This is a genomic window from Cupriavidus oxalaticus (genome assembly GCF_016894385.1).
GTDB lineage: Bacteria > Pseudomonadota > Gammaproteobacteria > Burkholderiales > Burkholderiaceae > Cupriavidus > Cupriavidus oxalaticus.
The window spans coordinates 1,026,175-1,051,676 of sequence record NZ_CP069812.1; the positions used below are offsets into that span (position 1 = coordinate 1,026,175).

The 25,502-nt window shown below is 68.1% G+C and carries 22 protein-coding genes; 8 read left to right on the plus strand and 14 right to left on the minus strand.

All coding sequences use genetic code 11. From position 1 onward, the window contains the following. Positions 1-858 carry a hypothetical protein gene (locus JTE92_RS17080; RefSeq protein ID WP_063241505.1) on the plus strand — a complete coding sequence of 286 codons (858 nt, stop codon included), beginning with the start codon at positions 1-3 and terminating at the stop codon, positions 856-858. A gap of 37 nt (positions 859-895) precedes the next feature. On the opposite strand, the gene JTE92_RS17085 is transcribed toward JTE92_RS17080, so the two are convergent. Next, positions 896-1,588, minus strand: coding sequence for a glutathione binding-like protein (locus JTE92_RS17085; RefSeq protein WP_063241506.1), 693 nt, complete (start codon positions 1,586-1,588; stop codon positions 896-898). Between the two features lie 153 nt (positions 1,589-1,741). After that, a complete protein-coding gene (locus tag JTE92_RS17090; protein WP_063241507.1) occupies positions 1,742-3,004 on the minus strand; it encodes an acyl-CoA dehydrogenase family protein in 1,263 nt (420 codons plus the stop codon). A 189-nt stretch (positions 3,005-3,193) separates the two neighbouring features. Between JTE92_RS17090 and JTE92_RS17095 the strand changes: the two genes are divergently transcribed. Further along, positions 3,194-4,132, plus strand: coding sequence for a LysR family transcriptional regulator (locus JTE92_RS17095; RefSeq protein ID WP_063241508.1), 939 nt, complete (start codon positions 3,194-3,196; stop codon positions 4,130-4,132). A gap of 225 nt (positions 4,133-4,357) precedes the next feature. Then, a complete protein-coding gene (locus tag JTE92_RS17100) occupies positions 4,358-5,536 on the plus strand; it encodes a CAP domain-containing protein (RefSeq protein ID WP_063241509.1) in 1,179 nt (392 codons plus the stop codon). A gap of 30 nt (positions 5,537-5,566) precedes the next feature. On the opposite strand, the gene JTE92_RS17105 is transcribed toward JTE92_RS17100, so the two are convergent. The 3 genes from JTE92_RS17105 to JTE92_RS17115 all read right to left on the minus strand — a co-directional run bounded on the left by JTE92_RS17105 (position 5,567) and on the right by JTE92_RS17115 (position 9,229). Next, entirely contained in the window at positions 5,567-6,793 is a 1,227-nt protein-coding gene (locus tag JTE92_RS17105) for a hypothetical protein (protein WP_063241510.1), read from the minus strand. Further along, entirely contained in the window at positions 6,790-7,404 is a 615-nt protein-coding gene (locus tag JTE92_RS17110) for a sigma-70 family RNA polymerase sigma factor (RefSeq protein ID WP_063241511.1), read from the minus strand. The genes JTE92_RS17105 and JTE92_RS17110 overlap by 4 nt, the downstream gene beginning before the upstream one ends. Positions 7,405-7,471: 67 nt before the next feature. Further along, entirely contained in the window at positions 7,472-9,229 is a 1,758-nt protein-coding gene (locus JTE92_RS17115) for a vWA domain-containing protein (RefSeq protein ID WP_063241512.1), read from the minus strand. A gap of 196 nt (positions 9,230-9,425) precedes the next feature. Here JTE92_RS17115 and ggt point away from each other — a divergent pair, with 196 nt between their 5' ends. Next, on the plus strand, positions 9,426-11,324 hold the full coding sequence (gene ggt, locus JTE92_RS17120; RefSeq protein WP_063241513.1) for a gamma-glutamyltransferase: 1,899 nt from the start codon (positions 9,426-9,428) through the stop codon (positions 11,322-11,324). Between the two features lie 933 nt (positions 11,325-12,257). On the opposite strand, the gene JTE92_RS17125 is transcribed toward ggt, so the two are convergent. The 4 genes from JTE92_RS17125 to JTE92_RS17140 form a co-directional block, all read right to left on the minus strand. Beyond that, positions 12,258-13,334, minus strand: a complete 1,077-nt coding sequence (locus JTE92_RS17125) for a phosphotransferase (RefSeq protein ID WP_063238356.1) — start codon at positions 13,332-13,334, stop codon at positions 12,258-12,260. Between the two features lie 50 nt (positions 13,335-13,384). After that, positions 13,385-14,110, minus strand: coding sequence for a histidine phosphatase family protein (locus JTE92_RS17130; protein ID WP_063238357.1), 726 nt, complete (start codon positions 14,108-14,110; stop codon positions 13,385-13,387). Between the two features lie 81 nt (positions 14,111-14,191). Continuing rightward, positions 14,192-14,971 carry an oxepin-CoA hydrolase, alternative type gene (locus JTE92_RS17135; protein WP_063238358.1) on the minus strand — a complete coding sequence of 260 codons (780 nt, stop codon included), beginning with the start codon at positions 14,969-14,971 and terminating at the stop codon, positions 14,192-14,194. 46 nt (positions 14,972-15,017) lie between these two features. Beyond that, the gene (locus JTE92_RS17140; RefSeq protein ID WP_063238359.1) at positions 15,018-16,541 is read right to left on the minus strand and encodes a 3-hydroxyacyl-CoA dehydrogenase; all 1,524 of its coding nucleotides are present in this window, start codon (positions 16,539-16,541) and stop codon (positions 15,018-15,020) included. A gap of 187 nt (positions 16,542-16,728) precedes the next feature. Here JTE92_RS17140 and JTE92_RS17145 point away from each other — a divergent pair, with 187 nt between their 5' ends. Further along, entirely contained in the window at positions 16,729-17,373 is a 645-nt protein-coding gene (locus tag JTE92_RS17145; protein ID WP_063238360.1) for a glutathione S-transferase, read from the plus strand. 146 nt (positions 17,374-17,519) lie between these two features. Here JTE92_RS17145 and JTE92_RS17150 read toward each other — a convergent pair whose 3' ends face one another. Together JTE92_RS17150 and JTE92_RS17155 are read right to left on the minus strand one after the other, a co-directional pair. Further along, positions 17,520-18,692: a pyridoxal phosphate-dependent aminotransferase gene (locus JTE92_RS17150; RefSeq protein WP_063238361.1), complete on the minus strand. Its 1,173-nt coding sequence runs from the start codon at positions 18,690-18,692 to the stop codon at positions 17,520-17,522. Positions 18,693-18,764: 72 nt separating this feature from the next. Beyond that, the gene (locus JTE92_RS17155) at positions 18,765-19,313 is read right to left on the minus strand and encodes a PIN domain-containing protein (protein WP_063238362.1); all 549 of its coding nucleotides are present in this window, start codon (positions 19,311-19,313) and stop codon (positions 18,765-18,767) included. Positions 19,314-19,362: 49 nt separating this feature from the next. Between JTE92_RS17155 and yaaA the strand changes: the two genes are divergently transcribed. Both yaaA and JTE92_RS17165 read left to right on the plus strand, forming a co-directional pair. Beyond that, positions 19,363-20,148: a peroxide stress protein YaaA gene (gene yaaA, locus JTE92_RS17160; protein ID WP_063238363.1), complete on the plus strand. Its 786-nt coding sequence runs from the start codon at positions 19,363-19,365 to the stop codon at positions 20,146-20,148. 41 nt (positions 20,149-20,189) lie between these two features. Further along, positions 20,190-21,332 carry a M14 family metallopeptidase gene (locus JTE92_RS17165; protein WP_063238364.1) on the plus strand — a complete coding sequence of 381 codons (1,143 nt, stop codon included), beginning with the start codon at positions 20,190-20,192 and terminating at the stop codon, positions 21,330-21,332. Positions 21,333-21,421: 89 nt separating this feature from the next. Here the strand turns inward: JTE92_RS17165 and JTE92_RS17170 are convergent, their stop codons facing one another. The 3 genes from JTE92_RS17170 to JTE92_RS17180 all read right to left on the minus strand — a co-directional run bounded on the left by JTE92_RS17170 (position 21,422) and on the right by JTE92_RS17180 (position 24,391). Beyond that, positions 21,422-22,219 carry a BspC domain-containing protein gene (locus JTE92_RS17170; RefSeq protein ID WP_371136924.1) on the minus strand — a complete coding sequence of 266 codons (798 nt, stop codon included), beginning with the start codon at positions 22,217-22,219 and terminating at the stop codon, positions 21,422-21,424. A gap of 282 nt (positions 22,220-22,501) precedes the next feature. Continuing rightward, entirely contained in the window at positions 22,502-23,389 is an 888-nt protein-coding gene (locus tag JTE92_RS17175; RefSeq protein ID WP_063238365.1) for an N-formylglutamate amidohydrolase, read from the minus strand. Positions 23,390-23,404: 15 nt separating this feature from the next. Then, entirely contained in the window at positions 23,405-24,391 is a 987-nt protein-coding gene (locus tag JTE92_RS17180; RefSeq protein ID WP_063238366.1) for a Bug family tripartite tricarboxylate transporter substrate binding protein, read from the minus strand. Positions 24,392-24,522: 131 nt separating this feature from the next. On the opposite strand from JTE92_RS17180, the gene JTE92_RS17185 reads away from it, so the two are divergent. Beyond that, the gene (locus JTE92_RS17185; RefSeq protein WP_063238367.1) at positions 24,523-25,431 is read left to right on the plus strand and encodes a LysR family transcriptional regulator; all 909 of its coding nucleotides are present in this window, start codon (positions 24,523-24,525) and stop codon (positions 25,429-25,431) included. Positions 25,432-25,502 lie beyond the last annotated feature (71 nt).

The following is a 25,502-nucleotide window of genomic DNA, read 5'->3' on the forward strand; positions in this document are numbered from 1 at the left end:
ATGCAGATCTTCACGCTGTTCGAGGCGCAGATGCGCGCCTTCCACCCCGGCCACCATGCGGTGGCGGACCTGACCATCGGTTTCCAGTCGCGCTTGCTGTCCGCCACGGCAGGGCTTGGCGAAACCTGCGACTACGTATTTCTCCGCGCGGGAGAGGCCCAGCCCGAATTCGTGGCGCAGCGGCCCGAGTGGTGGGCCTGCCTGCGCGGCGGGATGCGCCTGTCGGCGCCCGGGCGCGGCAGCCTGCTGGCGGGCGGCGGCGAGTTGTTCGCGCCCGCCACCGGCGTGCCGATGCAGGTCCGTGCGACGGTCGATACGATTTTGGTGCGCGCGGTGGCGCAGGACGTGGCCGCGGGGCCGGTGTGGCTGCCTGCTGGCGCGCGTCGCGGCACGCTGGGGAAGGTGGGCGCGGACGACGCTGACGGCATGGCTGGCGCATCACCGGACGGGTCCGCGCTGCAACGCCCGTCAGGCATGCAGCCTGAGTTCATCCAGCTTGATGACTCGGGCGGCGACTGGGCGCAGCGGCTGCGCGCGCGCGGCTTGCGCTGGGCGCTGTGCTATCGCGGTGCTGCAGGCTTGTACTGGCACGGGCCGGAGGCGCCGGCGGCGGACGAGTCGGACGAGTCGGATGAGGCGGCGTTCCTGCAGCCCGGCGCGCTTTACGCGCCGGATGCGAATGAAACCTGCCGTCTCGACGTGCTGATGCCCGGCACGGCGCTGCTGTGCTGTTTCGGGCCGCCGCGCCAGCACGGCGAACGTGGGAGCGAAAACGAAGGCGGGACCGGCCAGGCCGCGCGGTGCCCCGAACGGCTGCCCAGGGAGCGGGCCGACACGCCGGCACTGGTGGCCGCGTGAACACCGCGGCGGCCCGGGGCCATGCCCGGGCCGGCCTTCAGTGGCGCTTGTACTGCGTGGCGCCGAACAGCACCTCGCGCGCCTTGTCGTCCTGCAGCGCCTTGCGCGCGCTGGCCAGCACCTCGACGCCGCGCTTGACCGCGGGACGCTCGGCGATCTCGTTGAACCAGCGCTTCAGGTTCGGGTAGTCGTCCAGCTCGACGCCCTGGTTCTGCCAGCTGCGCAGCCACGGGAAGGTGGCGATGTCGGCGATGGTGTACTGGTCGCCGGCCAGCCATTCGTGCTTCGACAGCTGCGTGTCGATCACGCCGTACAGGCGTTTGGCTTCGTTGGTGTAGCGATTGACCGCGTACTCGATCTGCTCCGGCGCGTAGATGCGGAAGTGGTGCGCCTGGCCCAGCATCGGGCCGACGCCGCCCATCTGGAACATCAGCCACTGCAGCGCGTCGTACTTGCCGCGCACGTCCTCGGGCAGGAACCTGCCGGTCTTGCCGGCCAGGTACAGCAGGATCGCGCCCGATTCGAACAGCGAGATCGGCTTGCCGTCGGGGCCGTCGGGATCGACGATGGCGGGAATCTTGTTGTTGGGGCTGATCTTCAGGAAGTCCTCGCCGAACTGGTCGCCGGCGCCGATATTGATCGGATGGACCTTGTACTCCAGGCCACATTCCTCCAGCATGATGTGGACCTTGTGGCCGTTGGGCGTTGCCCAGGTATAGACGTCGATCATCGCAATGGCTCCCCTGGCTGCGATCGTGGTGACTGCCACGTCAACCACTGACGTGGCGAACCGGGCGATTTAAGCACAGAAGAAAAAAACGCGCAGGCAGGCTGCGCGTTTCCATGCTGGCGTCAGGGGCGAGCGCGCCCCCGCGGCGGGCGCTCAGAAGCCGCGCGCCACCGGCATCTTGATGCTGTCCGGGTTCACGTTCATGTGCTTGGCCAGTTCCAGCTTGGCGATGGCGTTGCGGTGCACCTCGTCCGGACCGTCGGCCAGGCGCAGCGTGCGCTGGTGCGCCCACCAGCTGGCCAGCGGGAAGTCGCTCGACACGCCCGCGGCGCCGTGCACCTGGATGGCCCAGTCGATCACCTTCAGCGCCACGTTCGGTGCCACCACCTTGATCATCGCGATCTCGGCCTTGGCCACCTTGTTGCCGACGGTGTCCATCATGTACGCGGCCTTGAGCGTCAGCAGGCGCGCCATCTCGATCTCGCAGCGCGCTTCGGCGATGCGTTCCTGGGTCACGCCCTGGCTGGCCACCGGCTTGCCGAAGGCCACGCGCGACAGCGCGCGCTTGCACAGCAGCTCCAGCGCGCGCTCGGCCACGCCGATGCTGCGCATGCAGTGGTGGATGCGGCCCGGGCCGAGGCGGCCCTGCGCGATCTCGAAGCCGCGGCCTTCGCCCAGCAGGATGTTCGAAGCCGGCACGCGCACGTTCTTCAGCTCGATCTCCATGTGGCCGTGCGGCGCGTCGTCGTAGCCGAACACCGGCAGGAAGCGCTTGATGGTGATGCCCGGGGTGTCGGCCGGCACCACGACCATCGACTGCTGCTCATGGCGGCCGGCGTCGGGATTGGTCTTGCCCATCACGATGTAGACCTTGCAGCGCGGATCGCCGGCGCCCGAGGACCACCACTTGGTGCCGTTGATGACGTAGTGGTCGCCATCGCGCTCGATGCGGCATTCGATATTGGTGGCGTCGGAGGAGGCCACCGCCGGCTCGGTCATCAGGAAGGCCGAGCGGATCTCGCCGGCGAGCAGCGGCTCCAGCCACTTGTCCTTCAGCTCCTCGGAGGCATAGCGCTCCAGCGTCTCCATGTTGCCGGTGTCGGGCGCGGCGCAGTTGAAGACCTCGGCCGACCAGGGCACCCGGCCCATGATCTCGCACAGCGTGGCGTATTCCAGGTTGGACAGGCCCTGGGGGGCGCGCGGCGAGCGCGGCAGGAACAGGTTCCACAGGCCGGCTTCGCGCGCCAGCGGCTTGAGTTCCTCGATCACCCTGGTCGGGATCCAGGCGTTGCCGGCGCGGCGGTTCGCGTCGATCTCCTCGGCGAAGCGCTTCTCGTTCGGATAGATGTGCTTGTCAAAGAAGGCCAGCAGCTTGGCCTGCATTTCCTTGACCTTCGGGCTGTACTCGAAATCCATGTGGTCTCCTCGCTACGGGATCGATGGGCGCCGCGCCTTGGCAATGGCGGGCAACGGCGCCGGTTGGCTTCGTCGTTCAGGCAGACTTCGCCGATGCAATGCACTCTATCTGAAAGACAGTAATTAGAAAAATGAATTTTCTGGATTTGGCAGTATCAATTCCCTGCATTCCGTGACAGAATCGCCGTCATGCAGCTCTCCCGCATCGACCTCAACCTCTTCGTGGTGTTCGACGCCATCTACAGCGAAGGCAGCATCACCGCGGCCGCGCGCCAGCTCAACCTGACGCAGCCGGCGGTCAGCCATGCGCTGGGGCGCTTGCGCACGCTGTTCGACGACCCGCTGTTCGAGCGCCGCGGGCAGGGCATGGCGCCCACGCCGCTGGCCCGTTCGCTGGCCGGCGAGGTGCGCGGCGCGCTGCAGTCGTTTGCCCGGACGCTGCAGGACACGCCGCACTTCGATCCCACCAATACGGTGCGGCGCTTCACCATCGGCATGCGCGACGCGCTGGAATCGACGCTGCTGCCGCCGCTGATGGCGCGGGTCACGGCAATGGCGCCGCACGTGGAAATCGCCGCGATCCGCTTTGACCGGCGCGAGATGGAGTCCGAGCTGCTGGCCGGCACCATCGACACCGCGATCGATATCCTGCTGCCGGTGTCGCCGGCCATCCACCACGCGCCGTTCATGAACGACCCGATGGTGGTGCTGGCGCGCCGCGACCATCCGCTGGTGAAAAAGGAACTCACGCTGGAGCGCTACCTCGCGGCCGAGCACGTGCACGTGTCGTCGCGCCGGCGCGGCGCCGGCCTGGAAGACCAGGCGCTGCACCGCATGGGCCTGACGCGGCGCGTGCGGCTGCGCTGCCAGCACTATGCCGCCGCGTGCCGCGTGGTCAGCTGCACCGACCTGCTGGCCACGCTGCCGCTGCGCTACGCGCGCATCGCCAACGAGCCCTATGCCAACCGGTTGCTGTCGCTGCCGTTCAAGGTTCCGACGCTGGAACTGCACCTGTACTGGCACGCGGGTGGCGAGAACGACGGCGCCAACCGGTGGCTGCGCGAGCAGCTGATGGCGGTGATGACATCACTCGGTGGCGGCACCGCTGATGTGACGCCTGCGGGTTAAGCGCAGTGCGCATCGCATGCCGGTTACGCCAACGTGCGCCCGGCGTCGCCCCGGTGCCGCGCGCGCGGGTCACACGTAAGGAATTGTTCGCAGGCTAGACCCTGCCGGGTCACGCTCATACCATCGACCGGTCTTTCTGCCTCCGGCGCCTCCCGCGCCGGTTGTCCGCGCGTGCGGATCCCTCAGGCAGACGCCTTATTCCACGACTACGACACATCCAGACCGATGACCGGGACACGCTTGCTTGCTGATTGCCAACCGACGCTGCCGCGACGCGCGCGCCGCACCACGTTCACCCTGACCGGCCTCTGCGCTGCTGCCGTGCTGGCCCTGTCCGCCTGTGGCGGCGGCGGTGGAGACGGCGGCGACGGCGCCACGTCGGCCGGCGCGCCGCAGGGCTCCTCGCAATCAGGAACCCAGTCCAGCGCGAACCCGGGTTCGACGTCTTCCACGCCGACCACTGCCGGCGGCTGCTACACCGTCAGCGGCGCGGCACCGGCACCCGCGGCCGGCAGCGGCATCACCTTGCTGCCGGCGCGCGGCAGCGCGGTCAGCAACTACCGCGTACTCGACGAGCCGCGCAGCGCGGGCCTGTGCTATGCCAACTACCGCCGCGAACAGGTCGGCCTGCCGCCGCTGGCCGCGCGCGACGCGCTCAACACCGTGGCGCAGAACCACACCGGGTACATGCTGGCCAACGCCACGCTGACGCACGACGAAGTCAGCGGCAAGTCCGGCTATACCGGTGCCACGCCCAACGCGCGCATCCAGGCGGCTTACCCGACCAATGCGACGGCGGAAGTGGTGGCTGGCGCCAATCGCTGGACCTCGGTGGCCAATGCCAACCTGTCGATGTCGCCCAAGGATGCGCTGGTCTCCGACCTGATCAACGCGCCGTTCCACCGCGCCGCGCTGCTGGGCAGCTACGGCTCTGCCGGCAGCGGCTTTGCCGAGAACGTGGGCCCGAACGGCAGCGGCACCTCGGCGAGCTACTACCAGACCATCGACCTGGCCGATGCGTCCAAGGGCGGCAGCGACAACCAGATGGTGGCTTACCCGTTCAATGGCCAAGCCGACGTGCCGGCGAGCTGGGTCAACTCCGAAAGCCCCAACCCGGCGCCGGGCTACGAAGGCAAGACCGTGGGCTACCCGGTCTCGCTGCAGGCGATCAACACCTCGCTGCAGTTCGATGCCGACAATTTTGCGATCACGGACGCGCAGGGCAACAGCGTCAACTGCCTGAAGGTCGACAGCCGCTCGTCGGGCCTGTCCAGCGCCGCGCGCGGGCTGGCGATCTGCACGCCGGTGGCACCGCTGGCGAGCGGCCAGCGCTACAACGTGCGCGTGACCGGCCGGCTGGGTTCGCAGCCGGTGGACCTGAGCTGGTCGTTCACCACGCGCTGATCTTCCCCGATCAGCCAGGCACCGCCGCGCTCACTGCGGCGCGCGGTGCTGCAGCCCGATGCGCACCTGGCCCGGCGCCAGCGTGCGGTCGGCCTGCACGGCATACGGCAACGGCGGGCGCTGCCCCGCCGGCATCGACTGCCACAGCCGTTGCACCCATTCCCTGATTTCAGCGCTGTCCGGTTCGGCCGCCCACACGCCGAGCGGCGTGGCTGCCTGCATGCGCGCCGCGATCGCCGCGGGATCTTCCTGTACCGATACGACCATCGCTGCGGCGGCAAGCGCCGCAGGCGCGCGTGCCGCTGCCAGCGGCGGGGCGGCCTTGCGGGCGGCGTCGGCCTGCGGGGCGGCGGCTGGCGCCGGTGCGGACGGGGCTGACGGCGCAGGCGCGGCTTCCGCCATGGCGGAGTAGGCAGGCATCGGCGGGGCCGCTGCGACGGCGGGTGCCTGGGGCAGCAAGCCTTCGGTGGCAGGGGCGGGCATGGCCTGCGTTTCGCCGCGTGGCGTCGTCTTGCGTTCGGCGGACGGCTGCACGCGCTGGCGCGGGGCGGCTTCGCGTGCCTGCCGTAGCTCCCGCGATGCCGACGGAGCGGCCTTGGGTGCCGGCGGCGTGGGGTTTGCCGGCGTGGCGACGGGTGCGTCCTGCGCGCGCCCAGGATCGTCCCGGGCCGCCGGCGCCGCAGTCGGCGCGGGCGCGGTTGCCGGTACGGCTGCCGGTGTGGCCGACTCGCGCACCGCGCCCGGCTGCAAGGCGCCTTCGTCGACCTGCCGCAGCACGATGCTGGTGGTCAGTCCCGCCACGGCCGCCACGCTCGCCACGGCGCCGAGCGAACGCCACCAACGGCGTGCGCGTGTCGTGCGTATCTGTTCTGTCCGCACTGTGGCCTGCGCGATGGCCGTGCTGCGCGTCTGCGCTGCCAGCCAGTCGCGCGTGGCATCGCTGACAGGCGCACCCAGCGCCTGCGCCGCCGGTTGGCCTGCCGCAATGCCGGCCAACACCGCATCGCGCCGGCCCGCCTGCGCTGCCTGCAGCCGCGCGGCTGCTTCCAGCACCGCGGACGCCAGCCCGGGTGGCGCGGCGAATTGCGGGGCGAGTGGCAGGGCGCCGGCGCGGCGCGCGTCGGCTTCCTGCTGGGCCGCGTGCGCCGCCGCTTGCACGGCAGCGGCCAGCCGCTCCGGCGGCACGTAGGCAGGCAATGCCTTCAGCAGCGCGGCAAGCCGGTCCTGCCCGTCGATGAAGCGGTCGGCGGCGCTCATGGCCTGGGCTCCCGCGTGCCGGGCACGCTGCCTGCCAGGTCGGCACGCAGGCGCGCGAAGGCATAGCGCAGCCGGCTCTTCACCGTCTCGAACTTCTCGCCCAGCATCTGCGCGATATCCTCGACGCTCATGTCGCTGAAGAAGCGCAGCACCACCACCTCGCGCTGTGCCGCCGGTAGCTGCAGCAGTGCGAGGTGGACATAGTGCGCATGCTGCCGCAGCTGCAGCTCGGCTTCCGGCGACAGGTCGTCGGCGGGCAGCTCCGGCGGCCGGCCGTCGTCCGTGTCGTGGCGCTGGCGCGCATCCGCGCTGCGCACCTGGTCGAGCCAGGCATTGCGCGCGATCTGGTACAGGAAGGTGCGGAATGCCGCGGCCGGCTGATAGTCGCCGCAGCGGGTCATCAGCTTGATCCACGTCTTCTGCGCGATGTCCTCGGCCTCGCCGGTGTTGCCCTGGCACAGCCACGCCACGTAGTTGTAGAGGCCGGCGTTATGGCGGCGGAACAGCTCGGCGATGGGTTGCTCGATGATGCCGGACGCGACCAGCAGCATCAGGTCGGGATCGGGCAGCGCGGCCAGGGGAGGCGGCGGGACGGGGTCTGGAGCCTGCATGGGGCGGAGTATAGGAGAGCGCCGGGCGGGGCGGCAAAGCGCTGCGCCGCCCTGCGTCGCGACATTGTCAGCGCGCCGCACGCTCGGGAACCGCGCCACCGGCATGCGCCGGCTTGCTGGTTGCGAGGCTTTGCGCGAGGTCGACCAGCTTGAGGAATTCGCCGCGGTAGCCGAAACGGTCGGTGCCGCGCGCGCCTTGCGCCAGCGCGTGCGCCTCGGCGTAGCCCCAGCTTCCGGTGTGCTTGCCGCCGCGCAGCGCCTGGCCGAAGCCGGCCACGGCGGCGGCGAAGCGGAAGTCGTCGTCGCCCTGGGCCAGGGGCCGGATCGCCTGCCGCGCCACGATGACATCCATCAGCTGGCTCGTGCTGGCCGCGGGCAGCTTGTAGCGCAGCTTCACATGCGCCAGTTCGCCGTCGCGGCCGGGTGCAGGGCTGGTGGGCGTGGCCGGCTGGTAGCGCAGCGGATCGGCCAGCCCGGGCTGGCCGGCCAGTGTCAGCTCGTACAGCGCGGTCACGGTATGGCCCGCGCCGATGTCGCCGGCGTCGACCTTGTCGTTGTTGAAATCCTCGCGCGCCAGCATGCGGTTTTCATAGCCGATCAGCCGGTATTCCCTGACCGTCGCCGGGTTGAATTCCACCTGGATCTTCACGTCGCGCGCGATGGTGGCCAGCGTCGAGCTGACCTCGTTCACCAGCACCTTGTTGCCTTCCATCAGGTTGTCGATATACGAGTACGCGCCGTCGCCGGCATCGGCCAGCTGCTCCATCAGCTGCTCGTTGTAGTTGCCGGTGCCGAAGCCCAGCGTCGACAGCGACACGCCCGACCTGCGCTTCTCTTCGACCATGCCCTTGAGTTGCCGGTAGTCGGTCACGCCGACATTGAAGTCGCCGTCGGTGGCCAGCAGTACCCGGTTGATGCCGCCCGCGATATAGCCCTGCTGCGCGGCCTGGTAGGCCAGCGCGATGCCGCTGGCGCCGGCGGTGCTGCCGCCGGCCACCAGCTGGTCGATGGCGGCGCTGATCGCAGCCTTGTCGCTGCCCGGCGTAGGCGGCAGCGCCACGCGGGTGCTGCCGGCATAGGTGACCAGCGTGATGCGGTCCTGCGCGCGCAGCTTGTTCACCAGCAGCTTCAGCGAGGACTTGAGCAGCGGCAGCTTGTCAGGCGAGTCCATCGAGCCGGACACATCGACCAGGAACACCAGGTTGGCCGCCGGCAGCGCACCGCTGGCAATGTCCTTGCCCTTGATGCCGATGCGCAGCAGCACGTTGGACGGAGGCCACGGCGCGGGCGCCAGCGCGGTGTGCACGGCGAAGGGCCTGCCGTCGGCGGGCTGGGCGTAGTCGTACGGGAAGTAGTTCAGCAATTCCTCCACGCGTACGGCATCAGCGGGCGGCAGGCGGCCGGCATTGAGCAGGCGGCGCATATTGCTGTAGCTGCCGGTATCGACGTCGATGCTGAAGGTGGACACCGGCGCCTGCGCGACGAGCCTGACGCCGTTCTCGTCGATCTGGCCGTAGCGCTCGCGGTCCGCGGCCTGGGGGAGCGGCAGGTGGTAGGGCCGCGGCATGGCCAACGCGGCACGGGGTGCAAGAGCGCGCATCTCGGCAGCCGGTGCGGCATTTGCGGCCTTGGCCGCTTCGGCGGTGTGGTCCCGGACCGGCGCGGGCGCCGGGGCCGGCGGGGCGGATTGCGGCGCCTGCGTCAGCGCAGGCGAATGCCCGCCGCAGCCCGGCAGCGCCAGTGCCAGCGCGGCGGCGCAGCAGGCAGCGGCGGCCCGGATCCGCCGGGCGCCAACGGTGGACACGACCGGTGCGCGAAGTTGCATGTTGTTCTCCTGGTGGGCCGCAGGCGGGACGCCAGGTGGCCTGTCCATGAAACGGCGCACGGTTCGCGGCAGGGTTAAATATTCCAAGTTTTTCTGCTGCACGCTCAGTCAGGTGACGGAAATCAGACTTTGCCCGACCCCCGCATGCGGCGATCGCCACTACAATCGCCTGATTCCTTCCCCCAGGAGACATCGCATGGCCCGCTTTGACCTCGATTCGATGGTGTGGCGCAGCACGCTGGCCCTGACTACGGCCGCGCTGCTTGGCGCGTGTGGAACGCAGGGCGGAGGGACCGGGACGCCCGCCGCAACGGCTGCGCCAGATGCCACCGCGGCCGTGCCCGCGGCAGCGCCCGCAGCGGCCATGCCGCCTGCCCCGGAGGTCGCTTCCGGCTACCGCGCCGGCATGTCGACGGTCTATGCGCAGCGCCATATGGCCGCCGCGGCCAATCCGCTGGCCAGCGAGGCCGGGCGCGCCATGCTGCGCCAGGGCGGCTCGGCCATCGATGCCGCCATCGCCATGCAGGCCGTGCTGACGCTGGTCGAGCCGCAGGCCACCGGCATCGGTGGCGGCGCCTTCATCATGTACTGGGACGGCAAGCGCGTTCAGGCCTTCGACGGCCGCGAGACCGCTCCCGCCGGCGCCACCGAAAACCTGTTCATGCGCCCCGACGGCAAGCCGATGGAATTCAGCGAGGCACAGATCGGCGGACGTTCGGTCGGCACGCCGGGTGTGATGCGCGCGCTGGAGATGGCGCATCGGCAGCACGGGCGCCTGCCGTGGGCCAAGCTGTTCGAGCCGGCGATCTCGCTGGCGGAGAAGGGCTTCCCGATCTCGCAGCGCCTCTACACGCAGGTGGCCGCCGACAAGTTCCTGGCCAACTCGCCGGAAATGGCCGTGTACTTCCTTGATGCGCAGGGCAAGCCCAAGCCGGCCGGCACGGTGCTGAAGAACCCCAAGCTCGCACAGACGCTGCGCGATATCGCGCGGCGCGGCGCGGGCGTGCTGTACGGCGGCCCGATCGCGCAGGACATCGTCGCCAAGGTCAACGGCAGTGCCAACCGGGGCTCGCTGTCGATGGCGGACCTGCGCGGCTACCGGGCCAAGCAGCGCGTGCCGGTCTGCACCGACTACAAGCGCTGGAAGATCTGCGGCATGCCGCCGCCGTCATCGGGCGGCATCGCGATTGCGCAGATCCTGGGCACGCTGCAGGCGCTGGAGACCAAGAATCCCAAGTACGCGCTGGCGGCGCTCAAGCCGCAAAACGTCAATACGCCCGCGCAGGTGGAGGCCAATCCGGACGCGGTCCACGCCATCTCCGAAGCCGACCGCCTGGCCTATGCCGACCGCGGCCTGTATGTGGCCGATTCCGATTTTGTGCAGATCGATGTGGCCGGCCTGGTCAATCCCAACTACCTGGCGTCCCGAGCCGAGCTGATCGGCGACAAGAGCATGGGCAAGGCGCAGCCGGGCGTGCCGCCGGGGCCTGCGGTAGCGTACGCTCCCGACCGGTCGCCGCCGCGCATTTCCACCTCGCAGATCGTCGCGGTCGATGACCGCGGCGGCGCGATCTCGATGACCACGACGATCGAGTCGTACTTCGGCTCGCATCTGATGGTGCGCGGGTTCATGCTGAACAACCAGCTGACCGACTTCTCCTTCGTGCCGAGCGAGAACGGCAAGCCGGTGGCCAATCGCGTCGAGCCGGGCAAGCGGCCGCGTTCGTCGATGGCGCCGACACTGGTGTTCGACCGCCAGACCGGGCAGTTGGTGGCCACGGTCGGTTCGCCCGGCGGCTCGCAGATCATCGAGTATGTGTCCAAGACGCTGGTCGGCATGCTGGACTGGAACATGGATCCGCAGGCTGCGATCGGCATGGGTAACTTCGGCAGCCGGAATGGGCCTACTGAAGTGGAGAAGGGGCTGGTGTCGCCGGGGTTGGTGCAGGCGCTGCAGCAGCGCGGGCATCAGGTTGCCGAGATTGAGATGACCAGCGGGACGCAGGCTATCGTGCGTCGGCAGGGGTCAGATGGGAAGGTGGTCTGGGCGGGTGGGGCGGATCCGCGGAGGGAAGGGGTGGCGGTGGGGGATTAAGGGGGAGCGGGCGGTTTTCAGCGTGCTATTGTGGTCGCTGTTTGGTGACATGTTGTTTGATGTTGAAGCGTTGGTGTCGCTGTTGATGACATGCTGTCGGCCGTTGAACCGCCTGGTTCCGCCCTCCTGGGCGGGTCACTTTTTGGCCGAGCGCCAAAAAGTAACCAAAAAGCGCGTCGCCTGAGCGGCTGGCTATCAATTCATCGGCGTGGGTGGTTCGGGCGGTGGTGATTTCCGTTCGATGTGGGTGGTGGTTCGGACCTGCTACGCCAGGTGAGTTTGGGATGGTGGCTGCGTTAATCCACTATTGGACGATCCCCATGCAGAGCGTAGGCCGCCTGCTGCCGGCGTCAACGCGGGGACGCCTTCGGCTGCGCTGCGCGCGCTCAGTATCGTAGGTTTTGCGCGCTGGCACTCCGTGGGGGCGCTGGCCCTCACCCCCGCCCCTCTCCCGCTCGCGGGAGAGGGGAGCAAACAAGCGAGGAGGGACAGGCTTGTGGGCTCATCGGCGATAACTCCAAGCGAGCGCAGCGACGCGTTCCGTGCCAAGGCCCGTGACCTGAGATACTGCCGGCGCGCAGCGCAGCCGTAGGCGTTCCTATGTTGCCGTCAGCAGCAGGGGCCACGCCCAGCTCTGGGCTCGTTCAACCATCGCGTCGATCCCGCGCCACCGTGGCGCACCAAGGCGTCAGGCAGTCCCGCTCTGCAACGAAGCCAAGCCCCGTACGAAATCCCAGGCACACTACGATAAGAGTGACCGCCCGCAGGGCCGCAAACGCGCTTTTTGGTTACTTTTTGGCGCTCGGCCAAAAAGTGACCCGCCCAGGAGGGCGGAACCAGGCGGTTCAACGGCCGACAGCATGTCACCAACAGCGACAGACCAGCGCTAAAACAGGCAACAGCATGTCATCAACCGCGACAACACGTCCCCCCTCACCCCCCAGCCTTCTTCGCATACTCCCACCCCATCTCCGCCATCGGCCGCGCCCGCTTACCCGCATCCGTAGCCTGCGCCGACGAAGCCGTTCCATCCACCACGCGCTTCATGATCCCCTGCAGAATCCCGGCAATACGGAACATGCTGAAGGCAAGATAGAAATTCCAGTCGCCAGTGATCGCACGCCCGGTGCGCTGCTCGTACATGCGGCGATACGTTGCCTCGTCAGGAATCCCCAATCCGGCATAGTCCAGCCCCGCAATCCCGCGGAACTGCCCCGGCGCGATATGCCAGCTCATGCAGTGGTAGCTGAAGTCCGCCATCGGGTGCCCCAGCGTGGACAACTCCCAGTCCAGCACCGCGAGCACGCGCGGCTCCGTTGGATGGAACATCAGGTTGTCCAGCCGGTAATCGCCATGCACGATCGACGTCAGGTCCGCGTCTTCCTGCGGAATATGCTGCGGCAGCCAGTCCATCAGCGCATCCATGGCCGGGATCGACTCGGTCTCCGACAGCTTGTATTGCTTGGTCCAGCGCTCGATCTGGCGCTGGAAGTAGTTGCCGGGCTTGCCGTAGTCCCCCAGCCCGATGGCGTTGTAATCGACGGTATGCAGCGCGGCGATGACGCGATTCATCTCGTCATAGATGGCACTGCGCTCGGCCTTGTCCATGCCGGGCAGCGACTGGTCCCACAGCACGCGGCCGGCGACGAACTCCATGATGTAGAAGGCGCGGCCGATCACCGATTCGTCTTCGCACAGCGCATACATGCGCGCCACCGGCACGTCGGTGCCGGCGAGGGCGGCCATCACGCGGTATTCGCGCTCGATGGCATGTGCGGACGGCAGCAGCTTGCTCTTGGGGCCGGGCTTGGCGCGCATCACATAGGTCTGGCCCGGCGTGACCAGCTTGAAGGTCGGGTTGGACTGCCCGCCCTTGAACTGCTCGATGGTCAGCGGGCCGGCAAAGCCCTCCACGTGCTGGCGCATCCAGGCTTCCAGCGCATCGGTGTCGAAGCGTTGCTGGTCTGCCACCGGGCGCGTGCCCTCGAAGTGCGATACGTTGCTCGTCATGCTGTCTCCGTTGGTTTTCTGTTCGGGTTCGGTTGGATGGCTTGGGTGACTCAGGCGGCCGGCTGGCGTCCGCGCAAATACTGGTGCAGCAGCACTTCCATGGTGGTGTGGCGCGAGCCGCTGTGGACGGGCGTGGGCGGCGAGTAGTTGGTCATGCGCACCACCCAGTCGAGCGGGCCGTCGCCCATGTCGAGCACATTGATGCAGCCCGCCGTCTGCAGCAGCGAGCCGAACAGCACGCGCCGCCCACAGGTGATGGCCTGCGACAGGATGGCGCGGTTGGTGCCGCCGTGCAGCACCATCAGCACGGTGTCCCATTCCGGGTCTTCGCGCAGGCGATCGAGCCCGGGCAGCACGCGGTCGAGAAAGGCGCCGATGGTCTCGCCATTGAGAAAGCGCTTGTCTTCGGGGACCTCGCCTTCGAAGGCGCCGACGAAGGCGTCGCGCAGGTCGGCATCGGCGATCGCGGACAAGTCGCCGCCGCGGATCTCCTGGAATTCTGGCCAGACCTCGGGCACCACGCCGTCCATCTCGGGCAGTTCGGCCAGCACGCGCTCGGCGGTCTCGACCGTGCGCGGCAGGCCACTGACGATGACGCGATCGAAGCGGATCTGCTCGGCGGCAAAGGTGCGTCCGGCGGCGGTGGCCTGCATGCGGCCGGTTTCGTTGAGCGGCACCATCTCCGGCAGGGCGGGACGCCCGCCTTCATCGAAATACGAGACGGCACCATGCCGCATCAGGTAGATGCGGCGACGCGAGGACGGCGGCAATTCCATGCGTTGTCTCCTTGTGTTGTGCGGGCGTGCCCGTCTGTTGCGGGCTTGCCATGAAGACGGGCAGAGGCCCGTCCGGGTCTGTCAGCGGTACTGCGGCTTGCGTTTCTCCAGGAAAGCGCTGATGCCTTCGCCGCCATCCGGGTGATGCAGCGCGGCGACAAAGTTGTCGCGCTCGGCCAGCAGGTGTTCGTCGAGCGAGGCCGTGGCCGCATAGTTGATCAGGCCCTTGATGCGGCCGACCGCATGCGGCGATTGCCTGGCCAGGCCTGCGGCCAGGCGCAGCGACTCGGCCAGCGCCTCGCCCGACGGCGTGACGCGGTTGACGAGGCCGAACTGGGCCAGCCGCTCGCCGCTGACCGGCTTGCCTTCCATCATCAGCTCGCTGGCGAGCTGGCGCGGCAGCGCGCGCGCCAGTTCGTACGAGCCGCCGCCATCGGGCGTGAGCCCGACCGAGACGTAGGCCATCACGAACTTGGCGTCGCTGGCCGCGACCACGAAGTCGCACGCCAGCACCAGCGACAGGCCGGCGCCGGCGGCCGCGCCTTCCACCGCCGCGATGATCGGCTTGGGAAAGGCGTGCAGCGAGCGGATAAAGCCGTTCAGCACTTCGATGCTGGCGGCCTGCACCTCGGGCGGCTGGCTGCGGTTGCCCAGCAGCCGGTTCAGGTTGCCGCCGGCGCAGAACATGCCGTCGGCACCGGTGAAGATCACCGCGCGGATCGAATCGTCGGCGGCGGCCGCGTCGAGCGCCGCCTTGGAGCCCGCATAGATGTCCGGGTGCAGCGCGTTGCGCGCCTCGGGGTTCGAGATGGTCAGGACCAGCGTCGAATCGACGCGTTCGGATAGCAGTTGTGCGGGCATGGGGCGGACTCTGGAAACCGGACTCTGAAAACGATAAGGAACGGACTTACTGCTCTTCGGCCAGCAGCGACAGGCCGAGGCCGGCACGGCGCCACAGCCACGGGCTCGGGCGGTAACGCATGTCGCCGGTCAGCGCCTCCATGTTGCGCAGCGTTTCCAGCACCAGCTGCGGGCCGACCGCGTCGCCGAGCGCCAGCGGGCCCTTCGGGTAGCCGAGGCCGAGGTTCACGGCGAGGTCGATGTCCGCCGGCGTGGCGATGCGCTGCTGCGCGATATCGCTGGCGATATTGATGATGCAGCAGAGCACGCGCTGGGCAACGAAGCCGGCCGAGTCGCGGATCAGCGTGACCGGCACGCCGTCGCTGCCAAAGAGGCCATGCGCGGCATCGCGCGCGGCGGCGCGGGTGGCCGGCGTGGTCATCAGCGTGCGGCGCCTGGTGGCCTCGAACGGCAGCAGCGTGTCGATGGCGACGGTGCGGGCCGGGTCCAGGCCCTGCTGCAGCGCGCTGGTGGTGGCGTCCAGGCCCAGCGGCGTGACGACGATGAGCGCATCGGCAGACGGCTTGTTGCCGCCTTCCGGGGTCACGCCCAGCGCGCCCAGCAGCCTGGTCACCATGGCGTGGCCGCGCTCGCTGTCATGGCTGACCCAGACGCTCGTCGGGCGCGCGCCCGGCACCGCGGCGGCGGCCGGCACCTGCTTCTGGCCATCGGCGTAGCGGTAGAAGCCGGCGCCGGCCTTGCGGCCGATCAGCCCGCCGACCGCGCGGATCGCCGTGATCGGCGACGGACGGTAGCGCGGCTCCTGGTAGAACTGGTTGTAGATCGACTCCATCACCGGGTGCGACACGTCCAGCCCGGTCAGGTCCATCAGCTCGAACGGGCCCATGCGGAAGCCGGCCTGCTCGCGCATGATGTTGTCGATGTCGGCAAACTCGGCCACGCCTTCCTGCGCGACCTTCAGGCCTTCGATATTCATGCCGCGGCCGGCATGGTTGACGATAAAGCCCGGCATGTCCTTGCAGCGCACCGGGGTATGGCCCATGCGGCGCGACAGCGCCATCAGCGCGTCGCCCACCGTGGGGTCGCCCGACAGGCCGTCGATGACCTCGACCACCTTCATCAGCGGCACCGGGTTGAAGAAGTGGTAGCCGGCGATGCGGCCCGGGTGCTTCGAACCCACGGCGATCGCGGTGATCGACAGCGACGAGGTGTTCGAGGCGATAATCGCGTTGTCGCGCAGGATCGCTTCCAGCTTCGCGATCAGGTCGCGCTTGACTTCCAGCTTCTCGACAATGGCTTCCAGCACCATGTCGCAGTCGGCCAGGTCTTCCAGCGCGCCGCAGGGCTTGACGCGGGCCAGCGTGGCCTCGGCGTCGGCGGCGCTGATCTTGCCCTTGTCGGCGAGCTTGGCCAGCGTGTCCTGCAGGTACTGGCGGGCGGCGGCCACAGCTTGCGGGTTGGCGTCGTACAGGTTGACGGTCAGGCCAGCCTGGGCGGCGATCTGCGCGATGCCGCGGCCCATGGCGCCGGTGCCGACGATGCCCAGCGTGTCGATGGTGAAAGTGCTCATCATTCGTCCCAAAAGTTGTGGTTAAATTAGCACGATCGTACGTTTTTTGCATCTTTCCGAACAGACCGGAAGGGCAGGCGGCGTGCGCTGATCGGCCAGGCCGGACACGGCAGGCCCCGGATGGTCCACAATCCCCCTCAGACCCGTGCTCGTGCGGGCGATCATTCCAACGACGGAGAGAGACGACATGCTGAAGCTCTGCGGTTTTGCCGCCAGCAACTACTACAACAAAGTGAAGCTGGCGCTGCTGGAAAAGAACGTGCCGTTCGAAGAGGTGCTGGCCTGGATCGGCGAGACCGATCCGGCCGCAACGCCGGCGGGCAAGGTGCCCTACATGATCACCGAATCCGGCTCGCTGTGCGAGTCGGAAGTCATCGTCGAATACCTGGAAGCGGCTTACCCGCAGACGCCGCTGCTGCCGAAGGACCCGCTGCAGGCCGGCAAGGTGCGCGAGATCGTCACCTTCATGGAGCTGTACCTGGAACTGACGGCGCGCGAGCTGTATGCGGAAGCGTTCTTCGGCGGCAAGGTCAGCGACAGCGTCAAGGAGCGCCAGCACAAGCTGCTGGCGCGCTATATCCCGGCGTTTGCCAGGCTGGCGAAGTTCTCGCCGTATATCGCCGGCGATAGCTTCACGCTGGCCGATTGCGCGGCGGCGGTGCACCTGCCGCTGGTGTCGTCGTGCACCAAGATCATCTATGGCACGGATATGCTGGCTGACCTGCCGGTCAAGGATTACCTGAAGACGCTGTCGCAGCGCGAGTCGGTGCAGAAGGTCAACGCGGACCGGAAGGCGAATACCGAGCTGATGATGAGCCGCAGCAAGAAGTAAGCGGTTCGACCAAGCGATTCGATTTGCCACTTGTTTGCTCCCCTCTCCCGCTTGCGGGAGAGGGGAGCAAACATGCCGGCCCGCGAAGGCATCAGGAAGCAAAAACGCCCGCAAATCGCGGGCGTTTTTTTGTCTGAGCGATTGCTTTAAAGCTTCCCCAACCTCTCCAGCGCCAGCGCCAGCGTCTCTTCCTTCTTCGCAAAACAGAACCGCACCACGCCCGACTCACGCGGCTGCGAATAGAACGCCGACACCGGAATCGCCGCCACGCCGATCTCGCGCGTCAGCCACATGGCGAAGTCCGCCTCGCTCAGGTCGGAAATGGCCGAGTAGTCGACACACTGGAAGTAGGTGCCATCCGACGGCAGCAGCTTGAAGCGCGAACCGGCCAGCCCCGCGCGGAAGACATCGCGCTTGGCCTGGTAGAACGCCGGCAGCTGCAGGTAGGGCGCGGGATCCGCCATGTAGTCGGCCAGGCCATGCTGCACCGGCGTATTGACGGTGAACACGTTGAACTGGTGCACCTTGCGGAACTCGGCCATCAGTGCCACCGGCGCGGCCACGTAGCCGATCTTCCAGCCGGTCACATGATACGTCTTGCCGAAGCTGGAGATCACGAAGCTGCGGCGCGCCAGCTCGGGATGGCGCGAGACTGACTCATGCCGCTGGCCGTCGTAGACCATGTGCTCGTAGACCTCGTCGGAGAGCAGCAGGATGTCGGTGCCGGCCAGGATCTGCGCCAGCTTGTCCATGTCGCCCGCGCGCCAGATCGTGCCGGTGGGGTTGTGCGGCGTGTTGACGAGGATCATGCGCGTGCGCGGGGTGATCGCGGCGGCGAGCTTGTCGAAGGGCACGCGGAACTCGGGCGCCTCCAGCGTGACCGGCACGGCGGTGGCGCCGGCCAGTTCGATCGCGGGCAGGTAGCTGTCGTAGCAGGGTTCGAGCACGATCACTTCGTCGCCCGGGTGCACGGCGCACAGGATCGCGGTCAGGATGCCCTGCGTGGCGCCGGCGGTGACGGTGATCTCGGACTCCCAGCTGTACTGGCGGCCGTACAGCGCGGCGATCTTGTCGGCAATGGCCTGGCGCAGGCGCGGCACGCCCGCCATCGGCGGGTACTGGTTATGGCCGGCGCGCATCGCCCCGGTGACGGCATCGACGATCTTCGGGTCGCAATCGAAGTCCGGAAAGCCCTGGCCCAGGTTGACGGCGTTCTTCTCGATGGCCAGGGCCGACATCACGGTGAAGATGGTGGTGCCGACGCCGGGCAGGCGCGAGGGCGGCGGGGTCAGGGGAGCGAGCGTGGTGTCTGCGGACATGTTGCGGGCGTGTCGATGCGGTAAGAGGAGGAGCGCGCGTGCCGAACCGGCCGCGCGCGCGATCCGGCAATTCTAAAGCGGATCGGCGGTGATGTCGGCTGTGGTGTCAGTCCGGGCGGCCAGCCAGGCGCCAAAGCCCGGCGGCGTCAGCACCTCGACCCCGCTGGAGCGGCGCAGGCGGCTGCGCAGCTTGAGCACCGCCTTGTCCTTCGATACCAGGCACGCGGCGCCGGCAAAGTGGGCCAGCTCGACAAACTTCTGGTCGTCGGTGTCCTTGCAGCGGGGCAGCCTGATGGCATCGGCTTCGTCCTGCGGCGGCAGCGGTTCGACGCGGGTCAGGCGGTCGACGGTGGCGAGCGCGGCGTCGATATCGACCTCGAAACGGGCAAATTGCGGATAAGCCAGCACACGGCGCAGCTCTTCGCGGCAATCGGCACGGATCACAGGGGCGATGGTGCCGGCTTCCAGCGCCTGGCGGATCGGCTCGACACGGGGGTCGCGGAAAACCAGCAGGTCGACCCAGATATTGGAGTCGAGCACCACGCAGGGCGCGCCCGTCAGGGCGGATGTGATGCCGGCGGGGCTGGCGGGATGGTCGGTTCCGGTACTGTCGAGGCGCATTCGCTACAATCTTGGCTGGTTTGTCCTTGGCTACTGCCGCGATTTTGCCATGCTCATCGTTTTGTCTCCCGCCAAGTCACTGGACTACGAGACACCCCCACGTATCAAGACCCATACGCTGCCGCGTTTCATCGACCGTTCCGCCACGCTGATCGAGCGCCTGCGCAAGCTTGCGCCGCAGGACGTGGGCGCGCTGATGGACATCTCCGACAAGCTCGCCGTGCTCAATGTCACGCGCTATGCCGAGTGGTCGCCCGAATTTACCGCGGCCAACAGCAAGCAGGCGGTGCTGGCCTTCAACGGCGACGTCTACGACGGCCTCGATGCGAAGACGCTGAGCGCCGAGGACCTCGCCTTCGCGCAGAAGCACCTGCGCATCCTGTCCGGCCTGTACGGCGTGCTGCGCCCGCTGGACTGGATGCAGCCCTACCGGCTGGAGATGGGCACGCGCCTCGACAACGCCGCCGGCAAGGACCTGTATGCGTTCTGGGGTGACGAGGTCACGCAGACGATCAACGGCGACATGGCCGCGCTCAAGCAGGAAGGTGCGCCGGTGCTGGTCAACCTGGCCTCGGAAGAGTATTTCAAGGTGGTGCGGCCCAAGGTGCTGCAGGCGCGCATCGTCACGCCGGTGTTCGAGGACTGGAAGGGCGGCCGCTACAAGATCATCTCGTTCCACGCCAAGCGCGCGCGCGGCACGATGGCGCGCTACGCGGTCACGCACCGCATCACCGAGCCGGAAAAGCTCAAGCGCTTCGCCGAGGACGGCTATGCCTTCGATGCCTCCGCTTCCGACGCCGGCCGCTGGGTGTTCCGCCGCCGCCTGGAAGACTGAACCCCGGAAGACTGAACCCTAACGCAACGAGACCGCCAGCCATGCCTTCCGCCCTGCATATCTCCTCGCATTTCGATTCGGGTGCCATCGAGGTCGAGGCGCTCGACCGTGCCGACGATATCCGCCTGCGCCTGCGCGCCGATTCGCACGCCGACTTCCGGCAGTGGTTCCACTTCCGCCTGCAGGGTGCGGCGGGGCAGGCGTGCCGGATGCATTTCCTCAACGCGGGCGACTGCACCTACCCGGACGGCTGGCGCGACTACCGCGCGGTGGCCTCGTATGACCGCGCGCACTGGTTCCGCGTGCCGACCGGTTTCGACGGGAAGGTGATGACGGTGGAATTCACGCCCGAGCACGACAGCATCTGGTTCGCGTATTTCGAGCCCTATCCCGACGAGCGCCACCTGTCGCTGCTGGCGAGCTGCCAGCGCTCGCCGCTGGCGCAATTGTCGCACCTGGGCAGCACCGTCGACGGCCGCGACATGACGCGCGTTACGCTGGGCCAGCCCGGCCCCGGCAAGAAGACCATCTGGATGATCGCGCGCCAGCATCCGGGCGAGAGCATGGCCGAATGGTTTGTCGAGGGCGTGCTGCAGCGGCTGACCGGCACCGGCACCTGGGCCGGCGATCCGGTCGCGCGCAAGCTGCTGGAGCGCGCCGTGTTCCATATCGTGCCGAACATGAACCCGGATGGCTCGGCGCGCGGCAACCTGCGCACCAACGCCGCGGGCGCCAACCTGAACCGCGAATGGATGTCGCCCAGCGTGGATACCAGCCCGGAGGTCTACCACGTGCGCCGCGCCATCGAGGCCACGGGGTGTGACATGTTCTTCGATATCCACGGCGACGAGGGCCTGCCGTATAACTTCGTCGCCGGCAGCGAGATGCTGCCCGGCTTTACCGAGGCGCGCCGGCGCGAGCAGCAGCGCTTCATCGAAGCCTTCAAGCGCGCGTCGCCGGACTTCCAGGACGTGCACGGCTATGCCGCCAGCAAGTACAACGCCGACGCGCTCAAGCTCGCGTCCAAGTACATCGGCCATACCTTCGGCTGCCTGGCGCTGACGCTGGAAATGCCGTTCAAGGACAACGCCGATTTGCCCGATGCGGAGGTGGGCTGGAACGGCGCGCGCAGCGCGCTGCTGGGCACGGCGATGCTGCAGGCGATCCTGGATTACCTGGGCTGAGGCTGGGGCTGGGTTTGCTTCCGGTTTGCTCCGCTCTCCCATAAATGGGAGAGGGGAGAAAACATGCGCCCGCGCAGGCGCGCCGCACATTACTGCTTCTTCTTGGCCTTGCTGCTGGTCTTCGCCGACCCCGACGCCGATTTCGACGAAGCCGACTTCGTCGACTTGGCGGCGGTGGACTTGCCCGACTTCGACGACGCCGTGCTCTTGCCCTTGGCCCCCTTGCGGCTCTTGCTGGCCGAGGCGGCCCGGCTCGACGTGGGCACCGCCGGCGCGGCAGCGGGTTCGCTGATGGTGGCGCCGCTGGTGTCCTGCAGTTCGTACGCCAGCATCATGCCATCGTCGTAGCCGCAGCGCACGCGCACGGGCTGCCAGTCGTTGTCGCCACGGCGCTTGTGCGCGGTGGCGTTGAACGTCACCACGGTGCTGACCGGCACGGCCTGCTTGCCGGGCGAGAAGCGCCCGCTCCAGGGCTCGGTCGTGGCCTGTCCGGCGGCGAGCGCGCCGGTGGGGATCTTCAGGGCATCGTAGGTGGCCGAACGCGGCACCACCCAGCTGGCGTGCGCGGCGCAGTCGGCGACGTCGCTGGTGGCGTTCTCGGTCTTCATCAGCTGCTCGCGCATGCGTGCGCGGTACTCGGACAGGCTCACGCGGCCGCGGTCGGGCAGGGTGATGGTCTTGGTGGGCGGCGTGGAGGTGGCGGCAGGGGCGGCAGGGGTAGCAGCGGCGGGCCTGGCGGGGGCGGCTGTCGGGGCGGCGGCGGGAGCCTGGGCGGCGGCCTCGTCGGCCGGCATGTTGGCGCAGCCCGCCAGCCCGATCGCACCGGCCACCGCGGCAGCCACCAGGCGGAGCCGGCTGCCGAGCAGTTCGGAAATTCGTCGGATCACAGTGTTTGCGGTGTTTGCGGTGTTTGCGGTGTTTGCGTTCTGGGATTGGCCTGCCGGCGCGGGGCCGGCAGGCCGGTAGCTTCGCAAGGGAATGCCATGATAGAGGAAACCTATCCGGCAAAGTTCCTAAATCTTGTTACCTGTTCTTCTAACGCAATGACGACGCGCAGGAAGCGGCCTGCTTTCTAGCAGATATTTCCCATGTGGCACAACTGCGGGGAACCCGCACGGCCGGTCCGCGGTGATCCCGCGCGGACCGGCCGTGGCGCGTTGGCAAACGCCTCAGGCCACGCGCGAGGGCATTGCGCGGGTGAAGCGCAGCAGCTCGTCGAGCAATGCGTTCAGGTTGTGGCGCAGCTTGGCAAAGCCGGCGGTGTGGGTCAGGCCCACCTCGTCCATGTACAGCTTGCGGTTGACCTCGAGCTGCAGGCTGTGGCGCCCGGCCTGCGGCTGGCCGACCACGCGCACGATTTCCACGCCCTTGTACGGGTGGTTGCGCCAGACCTCGTAGCCCATGTCCTTGAGCACGCCCTCGATGCGGTCGGTGAAGCGCTTGTCGCAGGTGGTGCCGTCGCGGTCGCCGACGACGAAGTCGGGGTGCTCCAGGCCAGGGAACTCGGTCGCGTACTGCGCGGCGTGGCTCGGCATCGAATGGCAGTTGATGTGCCAGGCGCTGCCATGGCTGGCGACGGCGCGGTCGGCCAGCTTCTGCAGCTGCGCGTAGTAGGGCAGGTAGCAGCGGTTGATGCGCGCCTGCACTTCTTCCACGGCGAGCTTGCGGTCGTAGATTGCCTCGCCGCTGTCGAGCACGCGCCAGACCAGGCCCTTGCCGAGCCGGGTCTTGGAGGTTTCCTGCTTCGCGCCGGGCCAGGGGGCCTCGAGCAGCGCTTCGTCGATTTCCTCCAGCGCGCGGTTGGCATCGAGGTAGCTGCGCGGGAAGCCCGCGCACAAGAGCGGGATGCCGCGCGCCGGCGCGCCGGCGTAGAGTTCGTCGACGAAGGTGTCCTCGGCCTGCCGCAGCAGCGGCAGCGGCAGCGCGGGATCGGGGCGGAAGTCCGTCGGATAGGTGGTCGCGCTGTGCGGCGAATCCAGGAACAGCGGGGCGGGCTCGCCCTCGGGCTGGTACAGGAAGAACGGACTATCCGCGGTGGTTCGGTCGGTATCGGTCATGGTCTGCGCCAAAGGTCAGTCGAGCGAGATCTTGGCGGCCGCGGCCACGCGCTTGTTCTTGGCCACTTCGCTCTTGATCTGCGCGGCGAAGTGCGCCGGGGTGTCGCCCACCGGGGTCGCGCCCAGCTTTTCCAGCTTGGCCTTGACCTCCGGCGTCGCCAGCACCTTGACGGCGGCGGCATGCAGCTTGTTCTGGATGTCGGCCGGCAGGTTGGCCGGGGCGATCAGGCCGAACCAGGCGGCGTCGTTGACCTCGCCCAGGCCCAGCTCGGCGAAGGTCGGCACGTTCGGCAGCGCCGCCACGCGCTTGGGCGCGGCCACGGCCAGCGCGCGCAGCTTGCCGCCTTCGATGAACGGCAGCGACGACGGCAGGTTGTCGAACAGCACCTGCACCTGGCCGGCCAGCGCGTCGTTCAGCGCCGGGCCCACGCCCTTGTACGGCACGTGCAGCAGTTCGGTCTTGCTGCTCATCTTGAACAGTTCCCCCATCATGTGCGAGACGCTGCCGTTGCCGGCCGAGCCATAGGCCAGCTTGTTCGGCTGCGACTGCGCCAGCGCGATAAAGGACTTCATGTCGGTGGCCTTGACCGCCGGGTTGATGCTCATCACGTTCGGCACCGAGGCCAGGTTGGTGATGGTGGTGAAGTCCTTGGTTGCATCGTAGGACAGGCGCGGGTAGACCGCAGGGTTGATGCCGTGGGTCGAGGCCGTGGCGATGCCCAGCGTGTAGCCGTCCGGCGCGGCCTTGGACAGGAAGGTGGTGCCGATGCTGCCGCCGGCGCCGCCGCGGTTGTCGACCACCACGGCCTGGCCCAGTTGCTGGCCAAGCTTGTCGGCGACGATGCGCGCCACGATATCCGTGGTGCCGCCAGCCGGGAAGGGCACCACAAGCGTGATCGGCTTGGTCGGGTAGCCGGACTGGGCGGCAGCGCTGAACGACAGGCCGGTGGCGAGGGCGGCCGAGGCGGCGGCCAGGACGCGGAGAAGGTGGCGACGTTGCATGATGTCTTGTGGGGAAAGGTATCGAGAAAGAGACAAAGGGGTTTTCACGATTCTGCTCGTCCAGGCAAGTCCCTCGCAAACGAAATAAAATCCCTAGCTCATTCCAATTGGTCGTGAAGTCGAGGTGATGTATGCGACGTATGTGCCCGTCGCTGACCGAACTGCAAGCGTTCGAGGCGGCAGCCCGACACAACAGTTTTACAGTCGCGGCGCGCGAATTGCACGTGACGCAGGGTGCCATCAGCAAGCAAGTGCGCAACCTGGAAGCCTACCTGGGGACCGAGTTGTTCGAACGGGTGCGCCAGCGGCTGGTGCTGACCGATGCCGGCGCACGCTACCTGGAGCGCATTGGCCCCAGCCTGAACGAACTGGAGGCAGCCACGGTCGAGCTGATGGCGCGCCAGGGGCGCGGGGGCGTGCTGCATATTGCCAGCATGCCCACGCTCGGTGCCAAGTGGCTGATCCCGCGCCTGCCACAGTTCTTTGCGCGGCATCCGGAAGTCACGCTGGAATTCGTGCCGCATGCGCAGGGCTACGATTTTTCCGAGCCGGATCTCGACGCGGCGATCCGCTTCGGCGATGGCGTCTGGCCAGGCAGCCTGGCTGACTACATGACCGGACGCGAAGTGCTGCCGGTGTGCCGCCCGGGCTTGCTGGCCGACGAGCCTGGCGGCGTCGCGCGCACGCCGGATGCGCTGCTGCGCTACCCGTTGCTGCACCACACTACGGTGCCCGAGGCGTGGCCCGACTGGTTCGCCACGCTGGGCGTGACCACCCGCCAGGCCTGGAGCGGCGCGCGCTTCGACCAGTTCTCGCTGCTGACGCAGGCGGCGCTGTCAGGACTTGGCATCGCGCTGATCCCGCGCTGCCTGATCGAAGAGGAGCTTGCCACCGGCGCACTGATGGTCGCGCATCCGGCGCAGGTGCTGGCCAAGAAGGGCTATTACCTGTGCTACCCGGAACAGAAGCAGCATTTGCCGGCGCTGCGGACGTTCCGCGCCTGGGTGATGGAAGGGGCCGACCTGGCGCGGCCTGGCTGAGGCGGGGGTGCCTTGCATACCGGCGGTTTGCTCCGCTCTCCCGCATGCGGGAGAGCGGAGCCTGGTCCGTG

Coding starts and splice junctions, on each gene's coding strand:
- JTE92_RS17125 (WP_063238356.1), bottom strand. CDS start 13,334: ATGACGAGCAACGTATCGCACTTCGAGGGCACGCGCCCGGTGGCAGAC.
- JTE92_RS17085 (WP_063241506.1), bottom strand. CDS start 1,588: ATGATCGACGTCTATACCTGGGCAACGCCCAACGGCCACAAGGTCCAC.
- JTE92_RS17175 (WP_063238365.1), bottom strand. CDS start 23,389: ATGACCGATACCGACCGAACCACCGCGGATAGTCCGTTCTTCCTGTAC.
- JTE92_RS17150 (WP_063238361.1), bottom strand. CDS start 18,692: ATGTCCGCAGACACCACGCTCGCTCCCCTGACCCCGCCGCCCTCGCGC.
- JTE92_RS17095 (WP_063241508.1), top strand. CDS start 3,194: ATGCAGCTCTCCCGCATCGACCTCAACCTCTTCGTGGTGTTCGACGCC.
- ggt (WP_063241513.1), top strand. CDS start 9,426: ATGGCCCGCTTTGACCTCGATTCGATGGTGTGGCGCAGCACGCTGGCC.
- JTE92_RS17185 (WP_063238367.1), top strand. CDS start 24,523: ATGCGACGTATGTGCCCGTCGCTGACCGAACTGCAAGCGTTCGAGGCG.
- JTE92_RS17140 (WP_063238359.1), bottom strand. CDS start 16,541: ATGAGCACTTTCACCATCGACACGCTGGGCATCGTCGGCACCGGCGCC.
- JTE92_RS17165 (WP_063238364.1), top strand. CDS start 20,190: ATGCCTTCCGCCCTGCATATCTCCTCGCATTTCGATTCGGGTGCCATC.
- JTE92_RS17145 (WP_063238360.1), top strand. CDS start 16,729: ATGCTGAAGCTCTGCGGTTTTGCCGCCAGCAACTACTACAACAAAGTG.
- JTE92_RS17090 (WP_063241507.1), bottom strand. CDS start 3,004: ATGGATTTCGAGTACAGCCCGAAGGTCAAGGAAATGCAGGCCAAGCTG.
- JTE92_RS17105 (WP_063241510.1), bottom strand. CDS start 6,793: ATGAGCGCCGCCGACCGCTTCATCGACGGGCAGGACCGGCTTGCCGCG.
- JTE92_RS17080 (WP_063241505.1), top strand. CDS start 1: ATGCAGATCTTCACGCTGTTCGAGGCGCAGATGCGCGCCTTCCACCCC.
- JTE92_RS17100 (WP_063241509.1), top strand. CDS start 4,358: ATGACCGGGACACGCTTGCTTGCTGATTGCCAACCGACGCTGCCGCGA.
- JTE92_RS17135 (WP_063238358.1), bottom strand. CDS start 14,971: ATGCCCGCACAACTGCTATCCGAACGCGTCGATTCGACGCTGGTCCTG.
- JTE92_RS17115 (WP_063241512.1), bottom strand. CDS start 9,229: ATGCAACTTCGCGCACCGGTCGTGTCCACCGTTGGCGCCCGGCGGATC.
- JTE92_RS17110 (WP_063241511.1), bottom strand. CDS start 7,404: ATGCAGGCTCCAGACCCCGTCCCGCCGCCTCCCCTGGCCGCGCTGCCC.
- yaaA (WP_063238363.1), top strand. CDS start 19,363: ATGCTCATCGTTTTGTCTCCCGCCAAGTCACTGGACTACGAGACACCC.
- JTE92_RS17130 (WP_063238357.1), bottom strand. CDS start 14,110: ATGGAATTGCCGCCGTCCTCGCGTCGCCGCATCTACCTGATGCGGCAT.
- JTE92_RS17180 (WP_063238366.1), bottom strand. CDS start 24,391: ATGCAACGTCGCCACCTTCTCCGCGTCCTGGCCGCCGCCTCGGCCGCC.
- JTE92_RS17155 (WP_063238362.1), bottom strand. CDS start 19,313: ATGCGCCTCGACAGTACCGGAACCGACCATCCCGCCAGCCCCGCCGGC.